At 72.1% G+C, this 25,771-nt stretch carries 25 protein-coding genes and 1 pseudogene; 14 read left to right on the forward strand and 12 right to left on the reverse strand.

Annotated features, from left to right (window positions below; genetic code table 11):
* Positions 1 to 378 precede the first annotated feature (378 nt).
* Together ASG32_RS18250 and ASG32_RS18255 are read right to left on the reverse strand one after the other, a co-directional pair.
* A complete protein-coding gene (locus ASG32_RS18250; protein ID WP_056528903.1) occupies positions 379 to 1,653 on the reverse strand; it encodes an efflux RND transporter periplasmic adaptor subunit in 1,275 nt (424 codons plus the stop codon).
* 101 nt (positions 1,654 to 1,754) lie between these two features.
* Positions 1,755 to 2,456 (reverse strand): sulfate transporter family protein, encoded by a 702-nt coding sequence (locus tag ASG32_RS18255; RefSeq protein WP_056528905.1) that lies wholly within the window; start codon positions 2,454 to 2,456, stop codon positions 1,755 to 1,757.
* Positions 2,457 to 2,686: 230 nt separating this feature from the next.
* Between ASG32_RS18255 and ASG32_RS18260 the strand changes: the two genes are divergently transcribed.
* The gene (locus ASG32_RS18260) at positions 2,687 to 3,946 is read left to right on the forward strand and encodes an NAD(P)/FAD-dependent oxidoreductase (RefSeq protein ID WP_244492032.1); all 1,260 of its coding nucleotides are present in this window, start codon (positions 2,687 to 2,689) and stop codon (positions 3,944 to 3,946) included.
* Positions 3,947 to 4,033: 87 nt separating this feature from the next.
* The gene (locus tag ASG32_RS18265) at positions 4,034 to 4,660 is read left to right on the forward strand and encodes a cyclic nucleotide-binding domain-containing protein (protein ID WP_056528908.1); all 627 of its coding nucleotides are present in this window, start codon (positions 4,034 to 4,036) and stop codon (positions 4,658 to 4,660) included.
* Positions 4,661 to 4,692: 32 nt separating this feature from the next.
* Here the strand turns inward: ASG32_RS18265 and ASG32_RS18270 are convergent, their stop codons facing one another.
* Entirely contained in the window at positions 4,693 to 5,691 is a 999-nt protein-coding gene (locus tag ASG32_RS18270) for a D-glycerate dehydrogenase (protein WP_020092116.1), read from the reverse strand.
* A gap of 271 nt (positions 5,692 to 5,962) precedes the next feature.
* Here ASG32_RS18270 and ASG32_RS18275 point away from each other — a divergent pair, with 271 nt between their 5' ends.
* Positions 5,963 to 6,526: an SH3 domain-containing protein gene (locus ASG32_RS18275; RefSeq protein WP_020092117.1), complete on the forward strand. Its 564-nt coding sequence runs from the start codon at positions 5,963 to 5,965 to the stop codon at positions 6,524 to 6,526.
* 140 nt (positions 6,527 to 6,666) lie between these two features.
* Here the strand turns inward: ASG32_RS18275 and irr are convergent, their stop codons facing one another.
* Positions 6,667 to 7,182: a Fur family transcriptional regulator Irr gene (irr, locus tag ASG32_RS18280; RefSeq protein WP_012319639.1), complete on the reverse strand. Its 516-nt coding sequence runs from the start codon at positions 7,180 to 7,182 to the stop codon at positions 6,667 to 6,669.
* A 215-nt stretch (positions 7,183 to 7,397) separates the two neighbouring features.
* Between irr and fabA the strand changes: the two genes are divergently transcribed.
* The 4 genes from fabA (at position 7,398) to fabI (ending at position 10,500) form a co-directional block, all read left to right on the forward strand.
* Positions 7,398 to 7,934: a 3-hydroxyacyl-[acyl-carrier-protein] dehydratase FabA gene (gene fabA, locus ASG32_RS18285; RefSeq protein ID WP_056528912.1), complete on the forward strand. Its 537-nt coding sequence runs from the start codon at positions 7,398 to 7,400 to the stop codon at positions 7,932 to 7,934.
* 140 nt (positions 7,935 to 8,074) lie between these two features.
* Positions 8,075 to 9,301 (forward strand): beta-ketoacyl-ACP synthase I, encoded by a 1,227-nt coding sequence (fabB, locus tag ASG32_RS18290; protein ID WP_056528916.1) that lies wholly within the window; start codon positions 8,075 to 8,077, stop codon positions 9,299 to 9,301.
* 56 nt (positions 9,302 to 9,357) lie between these two features.
* The gene (locus tag ASG32_RS35640) at positions 9,358 to 9,483 is read left to right on the forward strand and encodes a hypothetical protein (RefSeq protein WP_272481342.1); all 126 of its coding nucleotides are present in this window, start codon (positions 9,358 to 9,360) and stop codon (positions 9,481 to 9,483) included.
* A gap of 186 nt (positions 9,484 to 9,669) precedes the next feature.
* Entirely contained in the window at positions 9,670 to 10,500 is an 831-nt protein-coding gene (fabI, locus tag ASG32_RS18295) for an enoyl-ACP reductase FabI (protein ID WP_056528919.1), read from the forward strand.
* Positions 10,501 to 10,506: 6 nt separating this feature from the next.
* Here the strand turns inward: fabI and ASG32_RS18300 are convergent, their stop codons facing one another.
* Positions 10,507 to 10,758 carry a hypothetical protein gene (locus ASG32_RS18300; RefSeq protein WP_056529316.1) on the reverse strand — a complete coding sequence of 84 codons (252 nt, stop codon included), beginning with the start codon at positions 10,756 to 10,758 and terminating at the stop codon, positions 10,507 to 10,509.
* 137 nt (positions 10,759 to 10,895) lie between these two features.
* On the opposite strand from ASG32_RS18300, the gene ASG32_RS18305 reads away from it, so the two are divergent.
* Both ASG32_RS18305 and ASG32_RS18310 read left to right on the forward strand, forming a co-directional pair.
* On the forward strand, positions 10,896 to 11,135 hold the full coding sequence (locus ASG32_RS18305) for a hypothetical protein (protein ID WP_020092122.1): 240 nt from the start codon (positions 10,896 to 10,898) through the stop codon (positions 11,133 to 11,135).
* A gap of 52 nt (positions 11,136 to 11,187) precedes the next feature.
* Positions 11,188 to 12,699: a DUF6880 family protein gene (locus ASG32_RS18310; RefSeq protein WP_056528922.1), complete on the forward strand. Its 1,512-nt coding sequence runs from the start codon at positions 11,188 to 11,190 to the stop codon at positions 12,697 to 12,699.
* An 18-nt stretch (positions 12,700 to 12,717) separates the two neighbouring features.
* On the opposite strand, the gene ASG32_RS18315 is transcribed toward ASG32_RS18310, so the two are convergent.
* Complete coding sequence (locus tag ASG32_RS18315; RefSeq protein WP_056528925.1) at positions 12,718 to 13,080, reverse strand: DUF427 domain-containing protein; 363 nt, start codon at positions 13,078 to 13,080, stop codon at positions 12,718 to 12,720.
* On the reverse strand, positions 13,077 to 13,967 hold the full coding sequence (locus ASG32_RS18320; protein WP_056528928.1) for a methyltransferase domain-containing protein: 891 nt from the start codon (positions 13,965 to 13,967) through the stop codon (positions 13,077 to 13,079). The genes ASG32_RS18315 and ASG32_RS18320 overlap by 4 nt, the downstream gene beginning before the upstream one ends.
* 149 nt (positions 13,968 to 14,116) lie before the next feature.
* Between ASG32_RS18320 and ASG32_RS18325 the strand changes: the two genes are divergently transcribed.
* Positions 14,117 to 14,362 (forward strand): hypothetical protein, encoded by a 246-nt coding sequence (locus ASG32_RS18325; protein WP_020092126.1) that lies wholly within the window; start codon positions 14,117 to 14,119, stop codon positions 14,360 to 14,362.
* Positions 14,363 to 14,390: 28 nt separating this feature from the next.
* Positions 14,391 to 15,152: a ComF family protein gene (locus ASG32_RS18330; RefSeq protein WP_056528931.1), complete on the forward strand. Its 762-nt coding sequence runs from the start codon at positions 14,391 to 14,393 to the stop codon at positions 15,150 to 15,152.
* Between the two features lie 8 nt (positions 15,153 to 15,160).
* Here ASG32_RS18330 and ASG32_RS18335 read toward each other — a convergent pair whose 3' ends face one another.
* Entirely contained in the window at positions 15,161 to 15,754 is a 594-nt protein-coding gene (locus ASG32_RS18335) for a GNAT family N-acetyltransferase (protein WP_020092128.1), read from the reverse strand.
* 322 nt (positions 15,755 to 16,076) lie between these two features.
* Between ASG32_RS18335 and zapE the strand changes: the two genes are divergently transcribed.
* On the forward strand, positions 16,077 to 17,309 hold the full coding sequence (gene zapE, locus ASG32_RS18340) for a cell division protein ZapE (RefSeq protein WP_056529318.1): 1,233 nt from the start codon (positions 16,077 to 16,079) through the stop codon (positions 17,307 to 17,309).
* A complete protein-coding gene (locus tag ASG32_RS18345) occupies positions 17,306 to 20,281 on the forward strand; it encodes a response regulator (protein WP_056528934.1) in 2,976 nt (991 codons plus the stop codon). Before zapE ends, ASG32_RS18345 begins: the two co-directional genes overlap by 4 nt.
* Before the next feature lie 51 nt (positions 20,282 to 20,332).
* On the opposite strand, the gene ubiB is transcribed toward ASG32_RS18345, so the two are convergent.
* The 4 genes and pseudogenes from ubiB to ASG32_RS18365 all read right to left on the reverse strand — a co-directional run bounded on the left by ubiB (position 20,333) and on the right by ASG32_RS18365 (position 24,787).
* Positions 20,333 to 21,895, reverse strand: coding sequence for a 2-polyprenylphenol 6-hydroxylase (gene ubiB, locus ASG32_RS18350; RefSeq protein ID WP_056528937.1), 1,563 nt, complete (start codon positions 21,893 to 21,895; stop codon positions 20,333 to 20,335).
* 31 nt (positions 21,896 to 21,926) lie between these two features.
* Positions 21,927 to 22,712, reverse strand: coding sequence for a bifunctional demethylmenaquinone methyltransferase/2-methoxy-6-polyprenyl-1,4-benzoquinol methylase UbiE (gene ubiE / locus ASG32_RS18355; RefSeq protein ID WP_020092132.1), 786 nt, complete (start codon positions 22,710 to 22,712; stop codon positions 21,927 to 21,929).
* A gap of 113 nt (positions 22,713 to 22,825) precedes the next feature.
* Positions 22,826 to 23,935, reverse strand: a complete 1,110-nt coding sequence (gene leuB / locus ASG32_RS18360) for a 3-isopropylmalate dehydrogenase (RefSeq protein WP_056528940.1) — start codon at positions 23,933 to 23,935, stop codon at positions 22,826 to 22,828.
* 115 nt (positions 23,936 to 24,050) lie between these two features.
* Positions 24,051 to 24,787, reverse strand: a pseudogene (locus tag ASG32_RS18365) (carbonic anhydrase).
* Positions 24,788 to 24,960: 173 nt separating this feature from the next.
* Here ASG32_RS18365 and ASG32_RS18370 point away from each other — a divergent pair.
* Positions 24,961 to 25,746 (forward strand): hypothetical protein, encoded by a 786-nt coding sequence (locus tag ASG32_RS18370; protein WP_244492020.1) that lies wholly within the window; start codon positions 24,961 to 24,963, stop codon positions 25,744 to 25,746.
* The last annotated feature ends 25 nt before the right edge of the window (positions 25,747 to 25,771 follow it).

Below are 25,771 nucleotides of genomic sequence, written 5' to 3' on the forward strand. Positions count from 1 at the left end.
ATAAATGTCACTTGTTAAGAGGCAATTAGCTGGCTTGTCTCAGATCACGGATCAGCTGCGCGCGACCTTCACGGAGCAATCGGCGGATCGTGCACAGTCGACCGCACGATCGGTGAAATCTTCGGCACCGCGCTTCTGCCGGCGAGCGGATTCCGTCGATTGAACGCAACCTTTCATTACGAGTGGCGCGCATTTGAGCAACGGATCCGACCGGCGCGATGCTCATGTCGCCAGCTCGGCACCGATATACCGACCGGTTTCCGACAGCTCAGAGGCCGTATCCGCGCGCCGGCCGCGCCGTCGCGACGCGGTCCGCGGCCGGCGCGCCCGAATGATTCCCGCGGTCGAGTGATTCCCGCGGTCGAGTGTTTCCCGCGTTCACCGCTGCGCCGAGCGGAGCGGCCCGGGCGGGGGCGGTGACTTCAGGGGCTCGACCGACTGGCCGTCCCGCAGATCCGGGGCGGGGCTGTAGATGATCCGGCTGTCGGCGGGCAGCCCCGAGTCGAGCTCCAGCGTGCGCCCGAGATCGCGCCGGACGCGGATCGTCCGCCACGTCACCCGGTCGTCGTCGCTGAGGGTGGCGACCCTGAGGTCGTTGCCGTCGAACACCGTCGCCTCGGCGGGGATCGACACGCCGGGCTCGGTCCGGGGGATCTTGAGAGTGACGTAGGCGTACAGCCCGGCCCGCAGCGCCCGGTCAGCGTTGGGGACGTCCACCTGGGTGGTCAGCGTGCGCGACGCCGCGTTCAGCGCGACGGAGCTGCGCTCCACGTAGCCTTCGAAGCGCCGGCCCGGCATCTGCGGCACGGTGATCTCGGCACGGACGCCGGGCTTGACGCCGACGGCATCCTTCTGCGGCACGTTGACGGTGATGCGCAGCAGGCTGTCCTGATCCATGGTCAGCAGCGGCGTGCCCCCGTTGTCGGCGCGGACGAGGTCGCCGACATCGACGTTGCGCACCGTCACGACCCCGTCGAACGGCGCCACGACACGCTCGAAGGCGGTGAGCGCCTTCAGGCGGTCGACCACGGCCTCCTGCGCCTTGATGTTGGCGGTGGCGACCTTCACGCCGGCCTCGGCGGCGGCGAGCGCGGCGGCCTGGCTCAGCACGCCCGCCTTGGTGTTGTCGGCGTTCTGCCGCGAGGCCCAGCCCTGCACGGCCAGAGTGCTGGTGCGGTTGTTGGTGAGGTTGGCGAGGTTCACGTTCGCGCGGGCCTGCTCGACCTGCGCCTGCGCCTGGAGCAGCTGCGCCTTCAGCTGGCCGACCTGCGCCTCGGCCTGCGCGAGCTGCTGGTCGAGATCCGGTGCGGCGATGCGCAGGAGGAGGTCGCCCGCCTTGACCCGGGATCCGATATCGACCCGGCGCTCCGCGATGTAGCCAGTGGCGCGCGCGGCGATCGCCGCCGTGGTGAAGGCCTGGATCTCGCCGGGAAGCACGAGATCGAGGGGGCCCTCGGCCCGCTCGGCGGCCACGGTGCGCACCTGCGGCACGAGGATCCTGATCCGCTCCAGCGTCGCGGTCGCCTCCACGTCGCGCTGCCAGTGACCGTAGGCACCCCAGGCGAGCAGGCCGAGTCCGGCGAAGCCGACCAGCAGGAACGGGGCCTTGCCGGGCGGCGGAGGGACGTCCGAGCCCGCGTCGTGCGCCTTCATCGATCGGCTCTCCGCCCCGGACATCCGGCCGGGTCACGGTGAGGGTAGCGGCCGGCGGCCCGGCCCGCCAGCGTGTGCATTGGCCGCATCGGCGCGCCGGCCTAACGCGCCGGCCCGGCCACCAGCAGGCGCCGGCTGAGGCGCTTGTGCAGGTGGACCATCAGGGCGATGCCGAAGAGGGGCGTCAGCAGGTTGAGAACCGGGACGATCATCAGGCCGGCCAGCAGGCAACCGGCGCCGAGCGTCCGGACCGAGAAGGCGCGGCGCATCTCGGCGGCCTCGGGAAGGGGGCGGAACCGGGCCGCCGCCATCTCGAAGTACTCGCGGGACAGCAGGTAGGCGTTGGCGGCGAAGAAAGCCGCGATCCCGATGACGGGAACGAAGAAGATCACCAGGGCCGCGAGGTTCACCAGCAGCGTCACACCGGCGAAGCGCAGGGCGTAGAGCATGGCGGTCCCGAACGGCATGGCGCGTCCGGGCGGCTCGTTCGGGAAATCGGTGCGCTCGACGATCTCGGCCGCGTCGTCGAGGAAGAAGCCCGCCACCAGGATCGAGACCGCCGGCATCAGGTAGGCGAGGGCCACGACCAGACCGAAACCCGCGAGGTAGTAGGCGAGGCTGTCGAGGATCGGGTACTTGGCGGAGATGTGGTGGCTCGCCTGGAAGGCCTGGATCAGCCGGGTCAGGCCGAGCCAGATCAGGAGCAGGAGCCCGACCGTCAGGCCGAGGGACTTCCACAGGATCGCGCGCAGCGGCGGCGAGAAGGTCTGGCGCAAAGCCGCCGCGGCGGACTCGACGAGCATCGGGCGAGAATTCCGGCCTGCGCCGGAAGCGGCGCTGGCGCGTTGTGGAGCGGTGCGGCGACCGGTGCAAGATCGGGCTCCGTCGCAGGGGCGGCAGGGTGCGGGGAGCACGCGTGCAGGACACGACAGGACAGGTCTCGGCGCCGCGGGCGCCCGATCACCGGTGGAGCGACCCGGTCGTCCGGCCCACCTACAGGCCGCGCCTCGCGCCGCTGCCCGAGAAGCCCGAGGTGCTGGTGATCGGCGCGGGCGCCGCCGGCATCGGCGCGGCCCACACCCTCGCGGCCCGGGGCGTGTCCGTCGCGGTGCTGGAGGCGCGGGAGCGCGTCGGCGGCCGCGCCCTGACGGTGACCCTGCGCGGCCACGCCCTCGATCTCGGGGCCCACTGGCTCCATGCCGGGCCGATCAACCCCCTGGTGGCGCTCGGCCGGGCGCGCGGCGAGCGGCTCCGCCGGGCCGCGCAGGAGAGCCACGTCTGGGTCCGGGGCCGGCCGGGCCGCGCCGACGACGTCCGGGCCGACGCGCGCGCCTTCGACCGCGCGGACCGCGCCATGACCCGTGGCGCCGCGCAGCCCGGCCCCGACCGGCCGGCCGCCAGCGCGCTGCCGCCCGGGCTCGGTGCCTGGGGCGACCGGGTCGCGCAGGTCCACGGCCTCGTCTCGGGCCGACCGCTGGAGGCGGTCTCGCTCCACGACTTCCCCAGCCTGGAATACGGCGACAACTACTTCCTGGCCGACGGCTACGGCAGTTACGTCGCCCGCTTGGCTGACGGCCTGCCGGTGGCGCTCGCGACGCCGGTGACCCGGATCGACTGGTCGGGCGGCCGCGTCCGCGCGACCGGCGCGGATGGGACCGTCTACGCCGCCCGCGCGGTGATCGTGACGGTGCCGATGATGGTGCTCCGGGACGGGCCGACCTTCACGCCGCCGCTGCCGAACGCAGTCCGCGCTGCCATCGACGGCTTCACCACCGGCATCTACGAGCACGCGGTGCTTCACTGGCCATCGAGCCCGTTCCGCGGCCGCGACCGGCTGGCGGCGATCCACGGCGGGCGGCGCGCCCCGCCGGGCCTCCTCACCCGCATCGACGACACGCCGTTCCACTACTACGAACTCGACCTGCACGAGGCGGCGGCGATCGACGCGGCAGGATCCGGCGCGGACGGCGTGCGCCGCCATGTCCGCGCGGTCCTGGGCGAGCATTTCGGCCGGGCGCGGCTGCGCGACCTGACGATCCCCGCGGTGAGCGCGTGGCGCCACGACCGGTGGTCGCGCGGCTCGTGGGCCGTGGTCCCGCCGGGCCACGCGCCGGCGCGACAGGCCCTCCGCGCCGCCGCCGCCGACACCGTCTGGTTCGCCGGCGAGGCGCTGTCCCGGGAGCAGTGGGGCACGGTCGGGGGCGCCTACGCGGAAGGCGTCCGGGCCGCCGAGGCCGTGTCCGCCGTCGTACAGACGGGCGCCGGCGAGCGTATCCGGGCGGGCACAGGCTGAAGCGCGCGCGGCGCGGAACCTGCCGGAACGCTTGCCGCAGCCGGACAAGACAGGCATCCCCCCGCCGAAACGCGACAGGGGGCGGCGATGGATTGGGTCGAGGGCATCGGCTATCTCGGGACGGCGCTGACCATCACGGCGACGGCCATGAGCACGATGATCCCGCTGCGGATCATCTCGCTCTGCGCGAGCTGCGCCGTGATCACCTACGGCATCATGATCGGCAGCATGCCGGTGGTGCTGACCGAATTGATCCAGATGCCGTTCAACGCCTACCGGCTCTGGCAGATGCTGCGCCTCGTCCGGGACGTGGAGACGGCCGCCGAGAACGACCTGTCCCTGGAATGGCTCCGACCCTTCGGCTCCCGACGCCCGTTCGGCATCGGCGAGGTGGTGTTCCGCAAGGGGGATCTCGCCACCGAGATGTACTACATCGAGAGCGGCGTGTTCCGGATCCCGGAGGTCGACCTCGAGGTGCGCCAGGGCGGGATCGTCGGCGAGCTCGGGCTCCTGTCGCCCGGCAACGCCCGCACCGCCTCGCTGGTCTGCGTCGAGGCGGGACACGCGCTGTGCGTGTCCTACTCGGACGTGAAGCAGCTCTACTACCAGAACCCCGAATTCGGGTTCTACTTCCTCAAGCTGACCAGCGAGCGGCTCTTCCAGGGTGTGCAGGGCATGTCCAAGCCCCAGGCGGTGGCCGGCGACGCCCTGTGAGGCGCCGCCGTCCGCTGCTCAGTGTCCGCCGCTCAGAGCATGCTCGGCAGGATGCGGTCCGGCGGCCGGTGTCCGTCCATGAAGGTCTTGATGTTGATGATGACCTTCTCGCCCATGTCGGTGCGGCTCTCGTAGGTCGCCGAGCCCATGTGGGGCAGGAGGACGACCTTGCCCTGGCGGGCGAGCTTGACGAGGCGCGGGCTGACGGCGGGCTCCTGCTCGAACACGTCGAGGCCGGCCGCCGAGACCTCCCCGCCCTCGATCAGGCGCGCCAGGGCGTTCTCGTCGATCACCTCGCCGCGGGCCGTGTTGACCACGATCGCCTCGGGCTTGAGCAGCTTGAGGCGCCGGGCCGAGAGCAGATGGTAGGTCGCGGGCGTGTGCGGGCAGTTCACCGACACGATGTCGACGCGCGCCAGCATCTGGTCGAGGGATTCCCAGTAGGTCGCGTCCAACGCGCTCTCGATGGCGGCCGGCACCCGGCGGCGGTTGTGGTAGTGCACCTGCAGTCCGAAGGCGCGGGCGCGCTTGGCCAGCGCCTGGCCGATCCGGCCCATGCCGACGATGCCGAGGCGCTTGCCGGTGATGCGCCGGCCGAGCATCCAGGTCGGCGACCAGCCGGTGGTCCACTCGTCGTCCGGGATGATCCGCGCGCCCTCGGTGACCCGGCGGGCGACCGCGAGGATCAGCGCCATGGTCATGTCGGCGGTGTCCTCGGTCAGCACGCCGGGCGTGTTGGTGACCGTGATGCCGCGCTCCAGTGCCGCCGCCACGTCGATGTGATCGACGCCGTTGCCGAAATTGGCGATCAGGCGGAGGTTCGGGCCGGCCTGGGCGATCAGCCCGGCATCGATCTCGTCGGTCACGGTGGGGACGAGCACGTCGGCCTCGCGCAGGGCGGACGCCATCGCATCCGGCGCCATCGGCGCGTCCTCGGAATTGAGCCGGACGTCGAACAGTTCGCGCATCCGCGTCTCGACGGCATCCGGCAGGCGCCGCGTCACGACCACCAGCGGCTTGCGCTTCGACACGTCTCTCTCCCCCGTCAGCCCAGCGGCCTTGATTGCGGCTCGCGCCCGGCGGCTCCCGCCCGGACCGCGTCCCGAAAGCGTCCGTTAACCGAACTCGGCCAGACAGGATCGGTCACGGGGCGCCGGTTCCGGAGCCTGTTCCGACCCATCGGCCTCTCTACCAGAGGTGGGCCGGAACACAATCGGATGCGGACCGGTCCGCGTGTCGAACCGGCCCCGCTTTCGACATGTCCGGCGCCCAGCAACCCCACGTCTGGATAGGGAGACGACCATGCGCGTGTCATGCCTCAGCCTCGCCGTCGCGGCGGTGCTGGCCGGCGGCCTCGCGACCGGTGCCCGCGCGGCGCCGCCGACCGGCCCCGAGGCCGGGGTCGGGCCGGTGACCAAGCTGCCGCTGCCGCGCTACGCGAGCCTGAAGACCGATCGCGTCAACCTCCGCGAAGGCCCCTCGAAGGATCACCGGACGCTCTGGGTGTTCCAGCGGGCCGGCCTGCCGGTCGAGATCGTGGGCGAGTTCGAAACTTGGCGCAGGATCCGCGATTCGGAGGGCACCGAGGGCTGGGTGCTGCACTCGCTGCTGTCCGGGCGCCGCACCGCCATCGTGAATGCCGGCCCCGACAAGGGTGTCGAGAAGGCGGCCGTGTCGCTGCGGGCCAAGGCCGACGACGGCGCCGACGACGAGGCCAAGCTCCAGACCGGCGTGATCGGCAGCGTCAAGAGCTGCACCGGCACGTGGTGCCGCATGATCGTCGCGCTTCCCAACAAGCGGGACGTCGACGGCTACATTCGCCAGAATCGCCTGTGGGGCGTCTACCCGAACGAGGTCGTGGAATAGCGGTCCGGGCGCCCCGACGGCGCCCGTCCGTCATTCCGGGTAGCGGCGCGCCAGCTCCCGGCACGCCGGCAGCCCGAAAAAGCGAAGGCCCGGACGATGCCGGGCCTCGCGTCGCTCGCTTACTGCGTTGGACGCGGGCCTCAGCCCTGGCGGCGGCCCGCCGGACGGCTGCGGCGCAGGCGCACGATCACCTCGACCCCGGCGATCTCCATGCCCTCGGGCGCCTCGGGCAGCGAATCGACCGTGATGCCGCAATCCGGCATGTCGATCACCTGGCTCTCGTCCTCCAGGTAGAAATGGTGGTGCTCGGTCGGGTTCGTGTCGAAATAGGCCTTCGACCCGTCGAGCGCGAGCTGGCGCAGGAGCCCGGCCTCGGTGAACTGGTGCAGCGTGTTGTAGACGGTCGCCAGCGAGACCGGCACCTTGGCGCGCATCGCCTCGTCGTACAGCATCTCCGCCGTCAGGTGGCGGTCGCCGCGGCCGAAGAGCAGCCAGCCCAGGGACAGGCGCTGCCGCGTCGGGCGCAGGCCGGCCCGACGCAGACGGTCGCGCAGGTCGGACAGCGGACAGCCGCGGCGCGGAGTCCCGTTGGCCTCCAACTGGGGGGCGGGGACCCGGCCGTTGAAGACGGCCTGGAATGGCACCGGTTCGGACATCGCTGGACTGAACGCTCGACGAGGGGCCTGAAGGAACGGATGTCTCCTCAGTATATTGAAGTGGTCGGACAGTCGCAACCCGAGCGTTGCCGCATACCCGCGGCTGCAGGCTTTGAAGGCGCGGCGCCCCGTGCTAACCCGCGCGCCAGCCGATGGGCCGAGTATAGTCGCCCGCGACGCGAAGATCGCGCACATCCGAGGAAACAGCCAACGCAATGCCGCCAGACGCCGAGACACAAGCGCAGGGTGCGAGCCGCCGGTCGCACTATTCCTACGAGGATCTTCTGGCCTGCGGGCGCGGCGAACTCTTCGGATCCGGCAACGCGCAGTTGCCGCTGCCGCCGATGCTGATGTTCGACCGGATCACGTCCATCGGGACCGAGGGCGGCGCCCACGGCAAGGGGCACGTGACGGCCGAGCTCGACATCCGGCCGGACCTCTGGTTCTTCCCCTGCCATTTCCAGGGCGACCCGGTGATGCCGGGCTGCCTCGGCCTCGACGCCCTCTGGCAGATGCTGGGCTTCCATCTCGGCTGGCTGGGCTCGCCGGGCCGCGGCCGCGCCCTGGGCGTCGGCGAGGTGAAGCTCGCCGGCCAGGTGCTGCCGACGATCAAGAAGGTCGTCTACAATGTCGACGTGAAGCGGGTCCGTCAGGGCAAGCTCGTGCTCGGCATCGGCGACGGCTGGCTCGAGGCCGACGGCGAGCGCGTCTATCAGGTCCAGGACATGCGGGTCGGCCTGTTCCAGAGCTGAGCCGCAGCCGCCGCGCGTCCGGTTCGCGGCTTGGCCGCAACGCCGGACGGTCTCGGCGGTTGAGATTGTGTCCGCGTCACCTTAGCTGACCGTGACGCGGCCCGGGCGACCGGGACCGCGACGGAGGTAGTGTCACCATCATGCGCCGTGTCGTCATCACCGGGATGGGCATCGTCTCGTCCATCGGCAACAACACGCAGGAGGTGCTCGCCTCCCTGCGCGAGGCCCGCTCGGGCATCGCGCGCGACGCCAGCTACGCCGAGCACGGCTTCCGCAGCCAGGTCTCCGGCGCGCCCACCCTCGATCCCGAGGGCGTGGTGGACCGGCGCGCGATGCGCTTCCACGGCGGCGGGACCGCCTGGAACCACGTCGCCATGGATCAGGCGATCCAGGATGCCGGCCTGGATCAGGGCGACATCTCGAACGAGCGCACCGGCATCATCATGGGCTCGGGCGGTCCCTCGACCCGCGTGATCGTCGAGGCCGCCGGCATCGCGCGGGACAAAGGTCCCAAGCGCATCGGCCCGTTCGCCGTGCCGAAGGCGATGTCGTCGACCGCCTCGGCGACGCTCGCGACGTGGTTCAAGATCCGCGGCGTGAACTACTCGATCTCCTCCGCCTGCGCGACCTCGAATCACTGCATCGGCAACGCCGCCGAGATCATCCAGGGCGGCCGGCAGGACATCATCTTCGCGGGCGGCTGCGAGGATCTCGACTGGACGCTCTCGGTGCTGTTCGACGCCATGGGCGCCATGTCGTCGAAGTACAACGACACGCCGTCCCGGGCCTCCCGCGCCTACGACGCGAACCGCGACGGCTTCGTCATCGCGGGCGGCGCGGGCGTGCTGGTCCTCGAGGAGCTGGAGCACGCCAAGGCGCGCGGCGCCCGGATCTACGGCGAGGTCGCGGGCTACGGCGCCACCTCGGACGGGCACGACATGGTCGCCCCGTCGGGCGAGGGCGCCGTGCGCTGCATGCGCCAGGCGCTGGACGGGCTGAAGGGCGCGCGGATCGACTACATCAACCCGCACGCCACCTCGACCCCGGTCGGTGACGACAAGGAGATCGAGGCGATCCGCGAGGTGTTCGGCCGCGGCGAGGATTGCCCACCGATCTCGGCCACCAAGTCGCTGACCGGCCACTCCCTGGGCGCGACCGGCGTCCAGGAGGCGATCTACAGCCTGCTGATGATGAACAACGGCTTCATCTGCGAGAGCGCGCATATCGACACCCTCGATCCGGCCTTCGCCGACATGCCGATCCTGCAGCAGCGCCGGGACAACGCGCAGCTCGGCCACGTGCTGACCAATTCCTTCGGCTTCGGCGGCACCAACGCCACCCTGGTCCTGAAGCACGTCGACGCCTGATCGCCCGGCGCGGAACCGCCGGCCGCGGGCCGGCGTTTACCCGCTGTTGAGATCTGGTGGTGGCGATGGGGACTTTCATCTTCGGAACATTGGGCGGCCTCATGATCGCCGGTGTCGCGGCGATCTACGCGAAGCAGGCCGCGCTGGAAGAAGCGGATTCCCACACGGACGGGCATTTCTGAGCCCGGCCCACGACGCCACAAACGCCCCGCCCGCCGGCGGGGCTTTTTTTTGCCCATTGCCGGACACCGCCGCGTTTGGATCGCGGCGCGAGCCGCGTTAAGGCAGCCTGCCGCGGTTCGCTGGTCGCGACCGCGGTCCGGACCCGCTTCGCGGGTCTGGCGTGCTCGGTCAGGATGTGAGTCGGCATGACGGGTTTGATGGCGGGCAAGCGCGGCCTGATCATGGGCGTCGCGAACGATCACTCGATCGCCTGGGGGATCGCCAAGGCGCTGCACGCCCAGGGCGCGCGACTGGCCTTCACGTACCAGGGCGAGGCCCTGGGCCGCCGGGTGGCGCCCCTCGCCGCCAAGCTCGATTCGGACATCGTTCTGCCCTGCGACGTCGAGGATCTCGCCTCCGTCGACGCGACCTTCGAGACGCTCGACGCGCGCTTCGACGGCGGCCTGGACTTCGTGGTCCACGCCATCGGCTTCTCCGACAAGGCGCAGCTCAAGGGCCGCTACGTCGACGTGACGACGCGCGAGAACTTCGTGCGCACCATGACGATCTCGTGCTTCTCGTTCACCGAGATCGCGCAGCGCGCGGCCAAGCGGATGAACCAGGGCGGCTCGCTGCTGACCCTGACCTACGGCGGCGCGACCCGGGTCATGCCGAACTACAACGTCATGGGCGTCGCCAAGGCAGCACTCGAGGCCTCGGTGCGCTACCTGGCGAGCGACCTGGGCCCGGACGGGATCCGGGTGAACGCGCTCTCCGCCGGCCCGATGCGGACGCTGGCGGGCGCCGGGATCGCCGACGCGCGGCTGATGTTCAACCACCAGCGGGCGCACGCGCCGCTGCGGCGCACGGTCAGCCTGGAGGATGTCGGCGGTTCGGCCCTCTACCTGCTGTCGCCGCTCTCGGGCGGCGTCACCGGCGAGGTCCATTTCGTCGATGCCGGCTACAACATAATCTCGATGCCGCGCCCGGACGTGCTGCAGGCGCAAGACGAGGCCGGCGTCGTCGGGGACGCCTGAGGCGCCTCACTCCTCCGGGATGCGCCCCGGGGGCAGGGGACCGGCCGGCGAACCGCGCTCGCCGCCGACCGAGCGCCGCTCTCGGGCGGCGCGCGCCTCCTCCGCGGTCGGCGGCGCCGAGGGATAGTTCGACGCGAAGGGGTTCGGCGGCGCCCCGCGCCCGGAGCCGCCGAACAGCTTGTCGAGGAAGCCCTCCTCGGCGCTCACGGGTCGGGCGACCAGGAGAAGGGCGAGGGCGAGGATCGGGCGAAGCTGCATCGTCGTCGTCTGCGTGCCGGGACCGTGCCGGGTTAGGGCCACTTTCCGGCGGATCGGAGGCCGAGTCCCCGTCGCCTGGAACCCCGGCGCGTCCGGCGGGTTCGCGGTCAACGATGAGGGCGCGTACAGGAGGCGTGATGTCCGAGGTAACCTATCGCATCGTCGAGCACGACGGCGGCTTCGCCTACAAGGTCGGCGACGTGTTCTCCGAGACGTTCCCGAGCCGCGAGGAGGCGCTGCAGGCGGCGCAGGCCGCGGCGGCGGAGCAGCAGGTCCCCGGGTCGACCGAGGGGATCCGCTACCAGGATCAGGCCGGCGGCTGGCACGACGAGACCGCGCAGGGCAGCGACCGGCCCCGCGCCCGGGTCGTGGAGTAGCCGCGGCGGACGGGACGGACATGCGCGATCGTCCGCAACGGCGGGAAATCTCGTGGCGCGTGCGCGGCGCGTGACCCCGGCCGCGGCGCCGGCCGGTCGCAGGGCGCCCGCCCTGCCGAAGGGCGCGCGGCGGACGACCCCGTCGCCGGAGACGCTGGCGGCGCTCGGCCCGGACCGGCTGATCGCGCTGATCCTCGGCGAGACCGGGCGCAACCCGGCCTTCAAAAAGCTGGTGAGCGCCGCGCTCGCCTCGCTCCAGGGCCCCGAGGCCGTCGCGGCGATCGTCGACCGGCGGCTGACGGGCCTCGAGGGCGCCCAGGGCTACATCGACTGGCAGAAGCGCCGGACCTTCGCGGCCGACCTCAACACGACCGTGACGGTGATCCTCGACGAGCTGCGGCCCCTCGATCCGGGGGCCGCGCTCGACCGGCTCCGCCGCTTCCTCGACGGCGCCGACGCGGTACTGAACCGCGTCGACGACAGCACCGGCGCCGTGCAGGGGGTGTTCGACCGCGCCGCCACGGCCTTCGTGGAGATCGCCGGCGCCCTGCCGCCGGAGGACGCCGCCGGGGTGGCCGCGCGCCTCGTCGAGCCGTTCGCCACGGATCCGTTCGGCCCCCTCGGAACCGTCCTCGGCGACATGATCCCGGCGCTGCCCGAGCAAGCCCTCGCCGAGATCGACGACCGGCTCTCCGCCGCCGAGGCGGCCCTGCCGCTGGGCGGGGATCCCCGCCGCGACGCGACCCACCACCGGCAGGCGGCCCGGATTCAGATCCTGCGCCTGCGCCAGGCCGTCGCCGACCGGCGCGGCGACACCGACACCTTCATCGCCCTGGAGCGGGCGACCTTGCCGGGGCGGGAGAACCGCGTGGCGATCGCCCGGCGGCTCCTCGACGCCGGGCGCGCCACCGAGGCGCTGGACTGGATCCGGCGCATGCAGGACCCGGGCCTGCGCATCGCCACGCGGGCCGACCTGATCGCCGGCTTCGACCTGCGCGGACCTGAGCGGGAACGGCAGGCGCTGGAGATCGAGATCCTCGACGCGCTCGGCCGGGGCGATGAGGCGCAGGCCCTGCGCTGGGGGCGGTTCGAGCGCGAACTCGACGCGCCGATGCTGCGCACCTTCCTCGCCAAGCTTCCGGATTTCGAGGACGAGGAGGCGCTCCAGCGCGCCCTCGACCACGCCGAGGCCTTCCCGCAGCCGCACCGGGCGCTCGCCTTCCTGGCGGCCTGGCCGGATCTACGCCGTGCGGCCGCGCTGGTCGTCGCGCGGCCTGAGACCTGGCAGGGCGACCAGTACGCGGTGCTGGCGCCGGTCGCCGAGGCGCTGGCGCAGGATCACCCCCGGGCCGCGACGATCCTGTATCGCCGGCTCCTCGACTCGATCCTCGAGACCGGCCGCAGCGCCGCCTACCCGCACGGCGCGCGCTACCTCGCGGAGCTCGACGCCCTGGCGGGGCGCATCGCGACCGGCGACGTCGATCCGGATCCGCAGGCCTACCGCGCTGCTCTGCGGCGGGCGCACGGCCGCAAGCACGGGTTCTGGAGCCTCGTGCGCGACTGAACCGGACGCGCGGCCGGCTCAGTCCTCCAGCACGATGGCGTCGACCCGGTCCGGGTAGAAAGCCACGTGGTCGCGGATTGCCGCGACGGCCGGGTACGGGTCGCCGTAGCTCCAGACCGCGTCGGGGCGCCGATCGCCGTCGACGACGAGGTCGAAATAGTGGGCGTCGCCCTTGTACGGGCAGTGGCTCGTCCGCGCCGAGGCGACGAAACAATCGGCGCGGATGTCGCTTCGCGGCACGTAGAAGACCGGTGGGTACTGAGCCTCCTGCAGCCGCAGGGCGTTCCGGGTCTCGGCGACCGCGGCGCCCGCCACGACGACGCGGACGCGGCGGGACTCGGGCTCGACGGTGATCGGGTGGTCCGGTCCGGGCAGCTTCATGGCGTGTTCCCTCCCTCGGGCTTCAACTCGACGGTCCCGAGCGCGTCGGCGAGGCGCGTCTTCGCGGTCCCGGGCCGCAGGGGCTTCTGCTGCGTCTCGTGCGGCGCCCAGCCCGAGAGCCACAGCACCTCGAAGGTCGCCCGCACGCGACCGTCCGGGTCCGAGAACCGCTCGGCGTAGATCTCGGCCATGCGCAGCAACGTCGCCCGCCGCAGCGGCGTCCGCCGCCGCTCGGTGAGCACGTTGGTCATGCCCATGGCCCGCAGGTCGCGCATCAGGCCGAACGGGTCGGCGTAGCGGACCGTCAGCGTGTCGGTATCGGCCACCGGCAGCGCGAAGCCCGCCCGCTGCAGCAGGCCGCCGGCCTCGCGCACCGCCGCGAAGGGCGCCACGCGGGGGCTGACCCCACCCTCGACCTCGCTCTCGGCCTGGGCGAAGCTCTGGCGCAGCTCCGTCAGCGTCGCGCCGCCGAGCAGGCAGCCGACGAACAGCCCATCCGGACGGAGGGCGCGGCGCAGCTGGATCAGCGTGCCGGGGAGGTCGTTCACGGCGTGGAGGGCCAGCAGCGACACGGCGAGGTCCAGGCTCCCGGTCGCCAGCGGCAGCGCTTCGGGATCTCCGACGATCAGGTCGCCGCCCGGCTCCGGAAGGGCCGCGAGGCGGACATGCCGCGCCGCCGGATAGCGGGCGGCGAGCAGCCGGGTCGCCACGGGACGCGGCGTGGCGAGGTCGAGAACCGAGACGAAGCTGCGCAGGACGGCGCCGAGCCGGTCGTCGAGATCCTCGGCGAGGCGGTCGAGGAGGAAGCCCGGGTAGCCGAGGCGCCCGGCACGGGCGAGGCGGCGGCGGGCGAGGCGCGTGTCGAACAGGGCGGCGGGAGCATCCATCGGGGGTCAGATGGCATCTGCGGTCGCGTCGCGCCACCGTCGCCGCGCACGGTCTCGTGAGCTGCGCTAGGATGCTGGAACGACTCGGGAGCGTCGCTGTTCCTGCTGCAACCGGCCCAACGGCCGAGATTCCTCAGGGAGCACACATCATGAAGCGCATGCTCGTCGGGGCCGCCGTGGCCCTCACCACCCTGGCCGCCGCGGGCGGCGCCGAGGCGAAGGGCTGCATCAAGGGCGCCATCGTCGGCGGCATCGCGGGTCACTACGCCGGCCATCACGGCCTCGTCGGCGCCGCGGCCGGCTGCGCCATCGGCCGCCACCGCGCCAACGCTCGCGACCGTCAGGTCGAGCGGCAGCAGATGGCGCCGCAGGCGCGCCCCGTCTCGGCCCAGTAAGCCGGGTCTGCGGGAGCGCGTCGCGCGCATGACGGCCGTCCAGGCCGTCGCCACGGCCCTGCGCGGTCTGCCGCGCGGGGTCGTCTCCCTGATCTACCCGCCCACCTGCGCGGGCTGCGGCGGCGCCACCGCCGACCCGGGCGCCCTCTGTCCGTCCTGCTGGTCGAGCCTGCGCCTGATCGAGGAACCGGTGTGCCAGCGCTACGGTACGCCCTTCGCGGTCGACCTCGGGGTCGGCCCGCTGGTGTCGCCCCGGGCCATCGCGGAACCGCCGGTCTTCGGCCGCGCCCGGGCGGTCGCCCTCTACGATTCCGTGGCGCGGCGGCTCGTCCATCGCCTGAAATACGAGGACCGGCTCGATCTCGCCGGCGTGATGGCCCGGATGATGGCCGCGAGCGGCCGGACCCTGATCGCCGAGGCCGAGTGCCTCGTGCCGGTACCGCTCCATCGCGGACGCCTGTGGCGGCGGCGCTTCAACCAGTCCGCCCTGCTGGCGCGGACGATCGCGGATGCGGCGGGGCGGCCGTGCGTCGCCACGGCCCTGGTGCGCGTGCGCGCCACGCGATCCCAGGTCGGCCTGAGCCGCGCGGCGCGGGCCGAGAACCTGAGCGGCGCCTTCCGGGTCGCTTCCGCCGAGCAGCACCGCGTCCGCGGGCGCCGGGTCCTTCTCATGGACGACGTCATGACCACCGGCGCCACCGGCAACGCCGCCGCCCGCGCGCTCCTGCGCGGCGGGGCGACGTCCGTGGATCTCCTGACCTTCGCCCTCGTCGGCGACATCGCCGGCTGAGCCTGCCTTCAGCGCCCGGCCTGCACCCGCTCCGGGAAGCCCGCCGCCAGGGTGAAGTCGAACGCCTCCGCGATCCCCTCGTACCAGAGCGAGAACGGCGTCGGACGCGCGAGGTGCAGGGCGCCCTCGGTCTCGCGCCCCTCGTGCTGGAGGGCCGCCCCGTGCTTGGCCGCGAGCCGCAGCATGGGCCCGTTTCCCGACAGGCAGCGGACGTGGAGATCCTTGACGCCGCGATGCCGCGCCGCGCGGGCGATCCGGGCGAACAGGGCGGCCCCGATCCCCTTGCGGCGGAAGGTCTGCTCGACCGCGAAGGCTGCCTCAGCGTGCGGCCCCAGGGCGTAGCGGGACGCGCCCGGCCCCATCGGCCGCAGCTCGGCGAGACCGCGCAGCACGCCGCCCACGAAAGCGCCGTACATCACGCCCTCCGCGGTCAGCGCCTGCGCGGCGTAGGCCCGGACTCCGGCCTCGCTGACATTGCCCATGAAGCGGCTCGCCCGGGTCTCCGGATCCAGCCGCAGGAAATAGTCGAGGACCGCCGCGCGGTCCGCCGGCCAGAGACGCCGGATGGTGTGGGTCGGCCCATCGAGGGCTTGTACCGCCATGATGAAGCTCCGGTTCGTGCGCGCTGCCGCGCGGGGTGATCCGGACGCTCCTCCCAAGAGACCGCCGGGATGTCGCATCCCCGTATTCATTGTGCAATGCAGCAGAGTGCGGGGCCGGCCGGCCGCGGGCCTGCCATGCGTGGGACCGATGGGAGTCTTCGATGGGACGCCTCAATGGGACGCTTGCCCGCGGCTGTTCGGCCGCAGGCTTGATTCAGGCCGAGCTTGCGCGGCACTGGAACAGGCCCCGGGTCGTTGACCGCCGATGCGGGTGCAGGGGGTGCCGAACCGGTACCGCGATCAGCAGCGAGGAACCGGCGGCGTGAACGACAGATCCGGCAAGCCCATCGCTCCGTCGCCGGCGGCGCTCGCCGGTGCGGTCTCGCCCGGCCCGGTCCACGAGCGCTACGAGGCGCTGGTCGCCACCGGCGCCATCGAGCGCGATCCCGCCCAGGCGCACCTCGTGCGCGCCCTCGACCGGCTGGTCGTCGACCTCCAGCGCCGCAAGCGGGCCAGCAAGACGAGCGCCCTGGGGTGGCTGTTCCGCCGCAAGGACGAGGCGGAGGCGATCAAGGGCCTGTACATCTGGGGCTCGGTCGGGCGCGGGAAGACCATGCTGATGGACCTCTTCCACGAGGCGGCGCCGGAGCCGAAGCGGCGCGTCCATTTCCACGGCTTCCTGGCCGACGCGCACGAGCGGATCCACGCCTACCGTCAGGCGCTGAAGGCCGGCACCGTCAAGGGCGACGACCCGATCGGACCGGTGGCCGACCAGCTGGCCGACGAGGCGACCCTGCTGTGCTTCGACGAGTTCACTGTCACCGACATCGCCGACGCGATGATCCTGGGTCGCCTGTTCAACCATCTGTTCCGGCGCGGCGTCACCGTCGTCGCGACCTCGAACGTCGAGCCCGACCGACTCTACGAGGGCGGCCTCAACCGGGCGCTGTTCCTGCCCTTCGTGGCGAACCTCCAGGAACGCGTGACCGTCGTCCGCCTCGACTCCCGGACGGATTTCCGGCTCGAGAAGCTCGGCGGCGCGGCGGTCTACCATGTCCCCGCCGACGCGGCGGCGCGCGCGGCCCTCGACGCCGCCTTCAAGGCCCTGACCGGCAAGGCTCGCGGCCTCCCGGCGACGGTCACGGTCCACGGCCGGGCCGTGGCGGTTCCCGAGCAGGCGACCGGCGTGGCCCGGTTCGGCTTCGACGATCTCTGTCGCCAGCCCCTCGGCGCCTCCGACTACATGGCACTCGCCCGCGCCTACCACACGGTGATCCTCGACGGGATCCCGGTGATGGGCGAGGCGGAGCGGAACGAGGCCAAGCGCTTCATCACGCTGGTCGACACGCTCTACGACCGGCACGTGAAGCTCGTGGCCTCCGCGGCCGCCGAAGCGCAGGACCTCTACACCGCCCGGACCGGCCGCGAGGCCTTCGAGTTCGACCGGACCGTCTCGCGCCTCATCGAGATGCGGTCGCGGGAATATCTCGGCCAGCCGCACGGCCGACCCGATTCCGAGGCGTCGGGCGCCACCACCGGGCTGGTGGAGACGTGAGCGCCCCGTCGCGCGCCGGATCGATCTTCGGCCTGCGCCGGCGCAATTGGCGCGGCGCCGGCCCGCTGGGCTGGCTCCTCGGTTCGCCCGTCGCCTTCATCCTGCTGATCGTTGCCCTGGGCAGCGGCACGGCCAATTACGTGACCGGCGAGACCGACCGGGCCGCGACCGCCCGGGCGAACGCGACGATCGCCGGGATCGAGCGCCTGATCTCCGAGGTCAAGGACCTGGAGACCGGGGAGCGCGGCTTCGTTCTGGTCGGCAGCGAGGATTACCTCCGTCCCTACACGACCGCCCTCACCAAGATCGACACGGAGCTGACCGGCCTCGGCACCGCCGCGCAGGAGTCGGTCCGGGCCGGCGGCCCGTCGCTCGCCGGGCTGATCGCGCAGAAGCGCGACTTCGCCGCCCGGGTGGTGGAGGCGCGGCGGAACCGGGGCTTCGACGCCGCCATCGACCTCGTCCGCACCGGCGAGGGCAAGCAGCTGATGGACGCGATCCGCGCCGAGTCGGCGGCCCGGCAGGCCGCGACCCTGGAGCAGCTCGCGACCATCCAGGCGCGCGAAGCGTGGCGCGGACTCCTTCTGTTCCTCCTCTCCGCGGCGGCGGCCCTCGGAGCGATCGTGCTGCTGGCGCGCCTCGCCCTGGTGCGACGGCAGGAATCCCTGCGGATGTCCCGCCTCCTCGACGGGGTGCTGGCCAACGCGCCGGTGGGGCTCGGCTTCCTCGACCGTGACCTGAAGATCCGGCACATGAACCGGGCGCTCGCCACCATGAGCGAGCGCGGCTTCGGGGCCGATCTCGGCGCGCCGATCTGGGCCATGCTCCCGACTCTGCGGGAGGAGCTGGCCCCGAAGCTGGCCGCGGCCCTGACGGAAGGCCTGGTCTCGCCGAACGTGCCGGTGGCGGTGCCGACCCCCTCGGCGCCGGGCGGCGTGCGGCATTTCTCGATGAGCTTCTATCCGCTCCGGGGCGAGGAGAGCGCGGCGGCCGACCAGAGCGTCGAGGGCGTCGGCCTCGTGGTGGTCGACGAGACCATCCGCCACCTCGCGGAGGCCCGGCTGCGCCGGAGCGAGGAGCGCTTCCGCTCGCTGATCGAGGCGAGCGCCGCCATCGTCTGGACCGCCAACCCGGAAGGGAGCCTCCATCGCCGCCAGACGGCCTGGACCCGCTTCACCGGCCAGGACGAGGCCGCCTACGCGGGGCTCGGCTTCCTCGACGCGGTCCACCCGGAGGACCGTGCGCATACCCGCGCCGCGTGGACCCGCGCTGTCACCAGCCTGGAACCCTACGCCACCGAGCACCGGATCCGCGCCGCCTCCGGGACCTACCGGCACATGAGCGTGCGCGCCGTCCCGATCCTCGAACCCGACGGCACCCTGCGGGAGTGGGTCGGGACCCACACGGACATCACCGAGCGCAAGGAGGCCGAGGCCGCGATCGAGGCGGCGCGCGTGGCGGCCGAGGCCGCCAACGCGGCCAAGAGCCAGTTCCTGGCCAATATGAGCCACGAGCTGCGCACCCCGCTCTCGGCGGTGATCGGCTATTCCGAGATGGTGCAGGAGGAGCTGGAGGATATCGGCGAGGCCGATCTCGTCACCGACATGAAGAAGATCGAGACCAACGCCCGCCACCTCCTCGGTCTGATCAACGACGTGCTCGACATCTCGAAGATCGAGGCCGACCGGGTCGAGATCTACGCGGAGGATTTCGAGGTCGCCGCCGTGGTGCAGGAGGTCGCGGTCACGGTCGAGGGTCTCGTCGCCAAGAAGGGCAACACCCTGGCGCTGGAGCTGGAGCCGGGCCTGGGCAGCGCTCACACCGACGTGACCAAGCTGCGGCAGTGCCTGATCAACCTCCTGAGCAACGCCGCGAAGTTCACCGAGGACGGCCGGATCACTCTGGCGGTCGCCCGGGCGGACGGTGCGCTGCGCTTCTCCGTGACCGACACCGGCATCGGCATGACGCGGGAGCAGGTCGGCAAGCTCTTCGAGCGGTTCACCCAGGCCGACGCCTCCACGACGCGCCGGTTCGGCGGCACCGGGCTCGGCCTCGCGATCACCCGGGCCTTCGCCGAGATGCTGGGCGGCTCGATCACCGTGGACAGCTGCGAGGGGCAGGGCACCACCTTCACGCTGACGCTGCCGGACCGTTTCGAGGCCGCCTCGGCCGAGGACGCGGACTTGGCCGCATCGGGAGACGGCGACCGCGGGACGATCCTGGTGGTCGACGACGACGCCGCCACCCGCGATCTGCTGGCGCGCTTCCTGGAGCGCGAGGGCTTCTCGGTGACGGTCGCCGAGGACGGGCGGCGCGGGCTCGATCTCGCTCGCAGCCTGCATCCGCGGGCCGTGCTCCTCGACGTCACCATGCCGCAGATGGACGGATGGGCGGTGCTGCGGGCCATCCGGGCCGATCCCGAGATCGGCGCGACGCCGATCGTGATGGTGACGGTCCTGGACGAGCAGAACCTCGCCTTCTCCCTCGGCGCCACCGACTACCTGCAGAAGCCGATCGACTGGGGGAGCCTGCGCCAGATCGTCGACCGCTTCCGCCTCGCCTCGGGTGACGGCGCGATCCTCGTCGTCGAGGACGAGGCCGACGTCCGCGAGCACGTCTGCGCCTATCTCGGGCGCGAGGGATACCCGGTCCGCGAGGCCGAGAACGGCCTGCGTGCCCTGGCAGCCCTGGAGACGGAGCGTCCGTCCCTCATCCTGCTCGACCTGATGATGCCCGAGATGGACGGCTTCGCGTTCCTCCGGGCGCTACGGGCCCGGCCTGACAGCCGCGACGTGCCGGTGGTCGTGCTCACCGCCAAGGACATCACGGCCGAGGACCGGCGACGTCTGGCCGGTCAGGCCGACCGGGTGCTCGCCAAGGGCTCGACCGGGCTCAAGGAGCTGGCCCGCGAGCTGCGTGCCCTGGTCCCCGCGACGGAGGACGCGCCCGCCCAGGGACCCGAGCCCGGCTGAGCGCCCGCGGACGACGCGCGGTCCCGGGCCCGGATCGGGGATGGTGCCGCGTCAGAGACCCCGGAACGCCAGCATCAGCGCGCCGACGGCGATGCCCCACAGGGCCAGCGTCGACCAGATCGCGCGGTAGCGTTCGTTGCGGGCGAAGCGCTCCAGCCGGCGGGCATCGCCGGTGCCGGCCTCGTCGAGGCGGACCAGCACGCGCTTCAACCGCATGGCAAGGTCCGGGATGTCGCCGACGACGTCGGAGACGACCTTGAGGGCGTCCAGGCCGCTCTGCGCCCGGCCGACCGGCCCCATGTTGCGGGCGATCCAGGCGCGCACGACCGGCTCGGCCGTGGTCCACATATCGAGGCGCGGGTCGAGGGAGCGGGCGACGCCCTCCACCACCACCATGGTCTTCTGGAGCATCACCAGCTCGGTGCGGGTGCTCATGTCGAACAGGGCCGTGACGTCGAACAGCAGGGTCAGGACCTTGGCCATCGAGATCTCGTCGGCCCGGCGCTGGTGGATCGGCTCGCCGATGGCGCGGATCGCCTGCGCGAAATCCTCCACGGAGTGGTGGGCCGGCACGTAGCCCGCCTCGAAATGGACCTTCGCCACCCGGCGGTAATCGCGCAGGATGAAGCCCAGCAGGATCTCGGCGAGAAACCGGCGCTCGTTCGGGCCGAGGCGGCCCATGATGCCGAAATCGACCGCGACCAGCCGGCCCTCGGCATCGACCAGCAAATTCCCCTGGTGCATGTCCGCGTGGAAGAAGCCGTCGCGGATCGCGTGCCGCAGAAAGCTCTGGATGACGGTCCGGCCGATTGTCTGCGGATCGTGCCCCCGGGCGGCGAGCTCCGCGGCGCTGTGCAGGCGGGTCCCCTCGATCCACTCGGCCGACAACACCTCGCGGGCGGTCAGCTCCCATTCCGGCCTCGGCACACGGAAGTCCGGATCGTCCTTGGTGTTCTCGGCGAGCTCGGAGGCGGCCGCCGCCTCCAGGCGGAAATCCATCTCCATCAGCACCGAGCGCGCGAGGATCTCCACCACCTCGCGCGGGCGCAGCCGCTCCGCCTGCGGCGACAGGGCGTTCACCACCCGCGCCATGAAGCGCATGACCTCGAGGTCGCGCATGAAGCGCTCGCGGACGCCAGGCCGCATCACCTTCACGGCGAGGGCGCGCTGCGTGCCGTCGGGATCCTGCACGATCGCCTTGTGGACCTGCGCGATCGAGGCGGCGGCGATCGGCTCGCTGAACGACACGAACAGGGCGCTCACGGGCTTGCCGAGGGCGGCCTCGACGGTACGAAGCGCGACCGCCTGCGGGAAGGGCGGCACCCGGTCCTGCAGTTTCTCCAAGTCGAAGGCCGCGCGCATGCCGACGATGTCGGGCCGCGTCGCCAGGAACTGGCCGAATTTCACGTAGGACGGGCCGAGGCGCGTCATCGCCGCAGAGAGCCGGGCCGCCCCGTCGTCGAGGCCGGGCCGCTCGAGGGAGCGGCCGATCCGCAGGGCGAGGCGCAGGTGCGGGGGCAGCTCAGAGGGGTCGACGAGGGCGAGGGCGCCCTCGCGGGCCAGCACGAAGCCGACCCGCGCGCCGCGAAACAGGTTGACGGCGGCGCTGATCACCGGTGCTGGCTCCCGTCGCGCGCGGCGGCGGTCAAGAGACCTTCCAGCCCGAATGGATCGCCACGATCCCGCCCGTCAGCGCCCGGTCGGTGACGTGCCGGAAGCCCGCGCGCTCAATCATGCCCGCGAAGGCGCCGCGGGTCGGGAACTTCCGGATCGACTCCACGAGGTAGCGGTAGGACTCGGCGTCCCCGGCCACCCGGGCGCCGATGCGCGGGATCACGTTGAACGAGTAGGCGTCGTAGATGCGGTCGAGCAGCGGGATGTCGACGGCGGAGAATTCCAGGCAGAGGAAGCGCCCGCCGGGCTTCAGCACCCGCCGCGCCTCGGCCAGCGCCGTCTCGATCCGCGGCACGTTCCGGATGCCGAAAGCGATCGTGTAGGCGTCGAAGGACGCGTCCGGCAGCGGCAGGGCCTCGGCGTTGCCGGTCACGAAGGCGATCCGGTCGCCGGCCTCGTCGACCTTGCGCTCCCGCGCCCGCTCCGCGCCGACGCGCAGCATCGACTCGTTGATGTCGAGGACGGTGACGCGGGTGCGCGGACCGCCCGCGGCCAGCACCCGGAACGCCACGTCGCCGGTGCCGCCGGCCACGTCGAGATGCGCGAAGGCGCGGTTCTGCGGCGGCCGCAGCATCGAGACGAGCTGCGCCTTCCAGGCCCGGTGCAGGCCCGCCGACATCAGGTCGTTCATGATGTCGTAGCGGCGGGCGACCGAGTGGAAGACGCTGTCGACGCGCCCCTGCTTCTCGTCGAGCGCCACGCGCTCGAAGCCGAAATCCGCGCTCGCGCGCTCAGACGCCCCGTCTCCGGCCTTCATGACGCTCCCAATCCTCGATGGGCGCGTCATAGCGAAGGTCGCGCCCGACCGCCATGCGTCGAAACACGCGGCTGGGGACCGACCCCGGTGCTGCGACGCGCCGAAGCCGTGTCTCAGCCGACCCGGATGCGGAGCGCGTCCGCCACCGCGCTGGCCATGGCGCGCGTGCCCATCAGGTTCGTGCCCTCGCCGGCGATGTCGGCGGTGCGCGCGCCGCCCGCGAGGGCGTCGGTGATGGCGCCGTCGAGGGCGTCGGCCGCGTCGCCGAGCCCGAAGGAGTAGCGCAGGCACATGGCGAGCGAGCCGATCATGGCGATCGGGTTGGCCTTGTCCTGGCCGGCGATGTCGGGCGCCGAGCCGTGGACCGGCTCGTAGAGCGCGCGGCGCAGGCCGCTCGCGTCGACCGCGCCGAGGGAGGCCGACGGCAGCATGCCCAGCGAGCCGGTGAGCATGGCTGCGATGTCGGAGAGCACGTCGCCGAACAGGTTGTCGGTCACCAGCACGTCGAACTGCTTGGGCCGGCGCACCAGCTGCATGGCGCAGTTGTCGGCCAGGATGTGCTCCAGCTGCAGGTCGGCGTAGTGCTCGGCGTGCACCTTGGTGACGACCTCCTTCCACAGGACGCCCGACTTCATCACGTTGTGCTTCTCGGCCGAGGCGACTCGGCCCGAGCGCTTGCCCGCGAGATCGAAGGCCACGTGGGCGATCCGCTCGATCTCCGCGGTCGTGTAGACCTGGGTATCGACCGCCCGCTTGGAGCCGTCCTCCAGCGTGGTGATCTCCTTCGGTTGGCCGAAATAGACGCCGCCGGTGAGCTCCCGCACGATCATGATGTCGAGACCCTCGACGAGCTCGCGCTTCAGCGCCGAGGCCTCCGCCAGCGCTGGGTAGCAGATCGCCGGCCGCAGGTTGGCGAAGAGGTCGAGCTCCTTGCGCAGGCGCAGCAGGCCGGCTTCGGGGCGGTTCTCGTAGGCGACACCGGCCCATTTCGGTCCGCCGACCGCGCCGAGCAGGATCGCGTCCGCGTCCTTGGCGCGCTGCAGGGTCGCGTCCGCCAGGGGTACGCAGTGCGCGTCGAGGGCGCTGCCGCCGACGAGGTCGGTCTCGGTCTCGAAGGTCGCGAGACCGGTCTCCTTGAGGGTGTCGAGCACCACCTGCATGCCGCCGGCGACCTCCGGGCCGATCCCGTCGCCGGGGAGGAGCAGGAGCTTGTAGCTGGCCATGACGGTCTCGCGGTTCTGGTCTCGACGTGCCGGCGGGCTTTATCGAGGCTGCACCGTCATTGGCAAGCATCGGCGAAGCGCCGGCCCGCAGGCCGGGACGGATCGGGCACCGCGGTCAGAGGATCACGACCCGGCCGGTGCCGATGTCGTAGAAGCCGCCCACGACCTTCACCCGCTCGGCGGCGACGGCCTCCGCGATGATGGGGCCGGCCTGCTCGAGGCGCCGGACGCTGTGCCGGACATTCTGGGCGATGGCCTCTGCGAGGGGATCCTGCGCACGCGCCTTCTCGGCCAGATCCACCGCCGGGCGAATCGCCTCGATCAGCACGGCGAGATGACCGGGGAGCGACGCGTCGGTCTTCATGACGTCGATCGTCGCCTTCACCGCCCCGCAATCGGAATGGCCGAGGACGAGGATCAGCGGCGCGCCCAGGACCGACACGCCGTATTCGAGGCTGGCGAGACCGTCGGTGGTGACGAAGTTGCCGGCGACGCGGACGACGAACAGATCGCCCGGTCCCTGGTCGAAGATGAAATCCGGGGCGACCCGGGCATCGGCGCAGCCGACGATACACGCGATCGGATACTGCGCCGCGGCCCGCGCGGCGCGACCGGCCGAGAAGTCCCGGTTCGTCGACGTGTTGGCGACGTAGCGGCCGTTGCCGTCGCGCAGCCGCGTGAGGGCCGCCTCGGGCGTGATGGCGTTCGATCGCGCGCCGTCGGGGCCGCCTCGGCCCGCCGGATCCCGGCGGAAGCCCCCATCATGGTACCGGCCGCGGCCGCGGCCAGCAGGCCGCGCCGGGAGAGAGAGGGTCGATGCAGATCGCACACGGTGGACGGTCCCCTTCGCATCTGACGCCGGCCAGGCCCGGCGGACCGCTCGCTCCGGCAGCGCTGAGACAAGCACTGCGAGTCGTATCCCGGCGCGTTCTTCACCACCGAGTCCAAACTTTGCAGGGAATCCTGGACCGAAGGCCGGGTGCGCGGCATCCCTTCGGCCGGGATCCAGCTGAGTCGGGGCGCGGATGTTGGACGATCATTTCCGGGCGCGGATCACTCTGCTTCGATCCGAGCGCGATTTCCGCCCGGCGGTCGCCGGTTACTGCCAGGGCATGATCGAACCGGCGCAGATTGTTTGGCCGAGCCACAAGCTGCTCAATCAGATCGGGCGCTACGTGGTCTCGTTCATGCTGATCCACAACGACTACGCGTGGCGCCATCACGGGGGCCCGCGTCCCACCCTGACGGTCCTCCAGGCGATGGTGGGATCGAGCCCGAGGCAGACGGCCGGCTTCGTGTCGGCCCTGAAGGCCGGGCGATTCGTCACCGCGGTGGCGGATCGGGGCGACGGGCGCGTGAAATGCCTGCAGGCGGCACCGGCCCTGGTGACCGAGATCGCGCGGAGCGGGCGCCTGTTCGTCGCCGCCATGGACGCGGTGACCCGTCGCGACCCGGGCCACGCCGGGATGCTCGACGGCCCCGACCGGCTCGGGGAGTTGGTGCGCCTTTCGGCCGCCCACGTGCTGCGGCACGGCACGCTCATCGCGCCGTTCCCGCGGGTGCTCCATTTCGCCGGACGGGACTGCGGCTACCCGCTGCTCACGGCCCTGGTCGGGGCCCACTATGCCGCCACGGTGCCCGGCGCGCCGGCGGCGGTGTCGCTCAGCCTGCGCAGCCTCGCCGAGCGGCTGGACGTGTCGCGGGCCCATGTCGGCAACCTGCTCGGCGAGGCCGAGACCGCGGGATGGATCCGGATCGCCGGCGGCCACCTGACCGCCTTCGACCGAGGCTGTGTCAAAAGTCCCTCCTGAGATAGACTTGCGGCCTCACCTGCGG

It is taken from the genome of Methylobacterium sp. Leaf361, assembly GCF_001424445.1.
In the GTDB taxonomy this organism is placed as follows: Bacteria; Pseudomonadota; Alphaproteobacteria; order Rhizobiales; family Beijerinckiaceae; genus Methylobacterium.

Coding starts and splice junctions, on each gene's coding strand:
- ASG32_RS18250 (WP_056528903.1), bottom strand. CDS start 1,653: ATGAAGGCGCACGACGCGGGCTCGGACGTCCCTCCGCCGCCCGGCAAG.
- ASG32_RS18255 (WP_056528905.1), bottom strand. CDS start 2,456: ATGCTCGTCGAGTCCGCCGCGGCGGCTTTGCGCCAGACCTTCTCGCCG.
- ASG32_RS18265 (WP_056528908.1), top strand. CDS start 4,034: ATGGATTGGGTCGAGGGCATCGGCTATCTCGGGACGGCGCTGACCATC.
- ASG32_RS18275 (WP_020092117.1), top strand. CDS start 5,963: ATGCGCGTGTCATGCCTCAGCCTCGCCGTCGCGGCGGTGCTGGCCGGC.
- irr (WP_012319639.1), bottom strand. CDS start 7,182: ATGTCCGAACCGGTGCCATTCCAGGCCGTCTTCAACGGCCGGGTCCCC.
- fabA (WP_056528912.1), top strand. CDS start 7,398: ATGCCGCCAGACGCCGAGACACAAGCGCAGGGTGCGAGCCGCCGGTCG.
- fabB (WP_056528916.1), top strand. CDS start 8,075: ATGCGCCGTGTCGTCATCACCGGGATGGGCATCGTCTCGTCCATCGGC.
- fabI (WP_056528919.1), top strand. CDS start 9,670: ATGACGGGTTTGATGGCGGGCAAGCGCGGCCTGATCATGGGCGTCGCG.
- ASG32_RS18300 (WP_056529316.1), bottom strand. CDS start 10,758: ATGCAGCTTCGCCCGATCCTCGCCCTCGCCCTTCTCCTGGTCGCCCGA.
- ASG32_RS18305 (WP_020092122.1), top strand. CDS start 10,896: ATGTCCGAGGTAACCTATCGCATCGTCGAGCACGACGGCGGCTTCGCC.
- ASG32_RS18315 (WP_056528925.1), bottom strand. CDS start 13,080: ATGAAGCTGCCCGGACCGGACCACCCGATCACCGTCGAGCCCGAGTCC.
- ASG32_RS18320 (WP_056528928.1), bottom strand. CDS start 13,967: ATGGATGCTCCCGCCGCCCTGTTCGACACGCGCCTCGCCCGCCGCCGC.
- ASG32_RS18325 (WP_020092126.1), top strand. CDS start 14,117: ATGAAGCGCATGCTCGTCGGGGCCGCCGTGGCCCTCACCACCCTGGCC.
- ASG32_RS18330 (WP_056528931.1), top strand. CDS start 14,391: ATGACGGCCGTCCAGGCCGTCGCCACGGCCCTGCGCGGTCTGCCGCGC.
- ASG32_RS18335 (WP_020092128.1), bottom strand. CDS start 15,754: ATGGCGGTACAAGCCCTCGATGGGCCGACCCACACCATCCGGCGTCTC.
- ubiE (WP_020092132.1), bottom strand. CDS start 22,712: ATGAAGGCCGGAGACGGGGCGTCTGAGCGCGCGAGCGCGGATTTCGGC.
- leuB (WP_056528940.1), bottom strand. CDS start 23,935: ATGGCCAGCTACAAGCTCCTGCTCCTCCCCGGCGACGGGATCGGCCCG.
- ASG32_RS18370 (WP_244492020.1), top strand. CDS start 24,961: ATGTTGGACGATCATTTCCGGGCGCGGATCACTCTGCTTCGATCCGAG.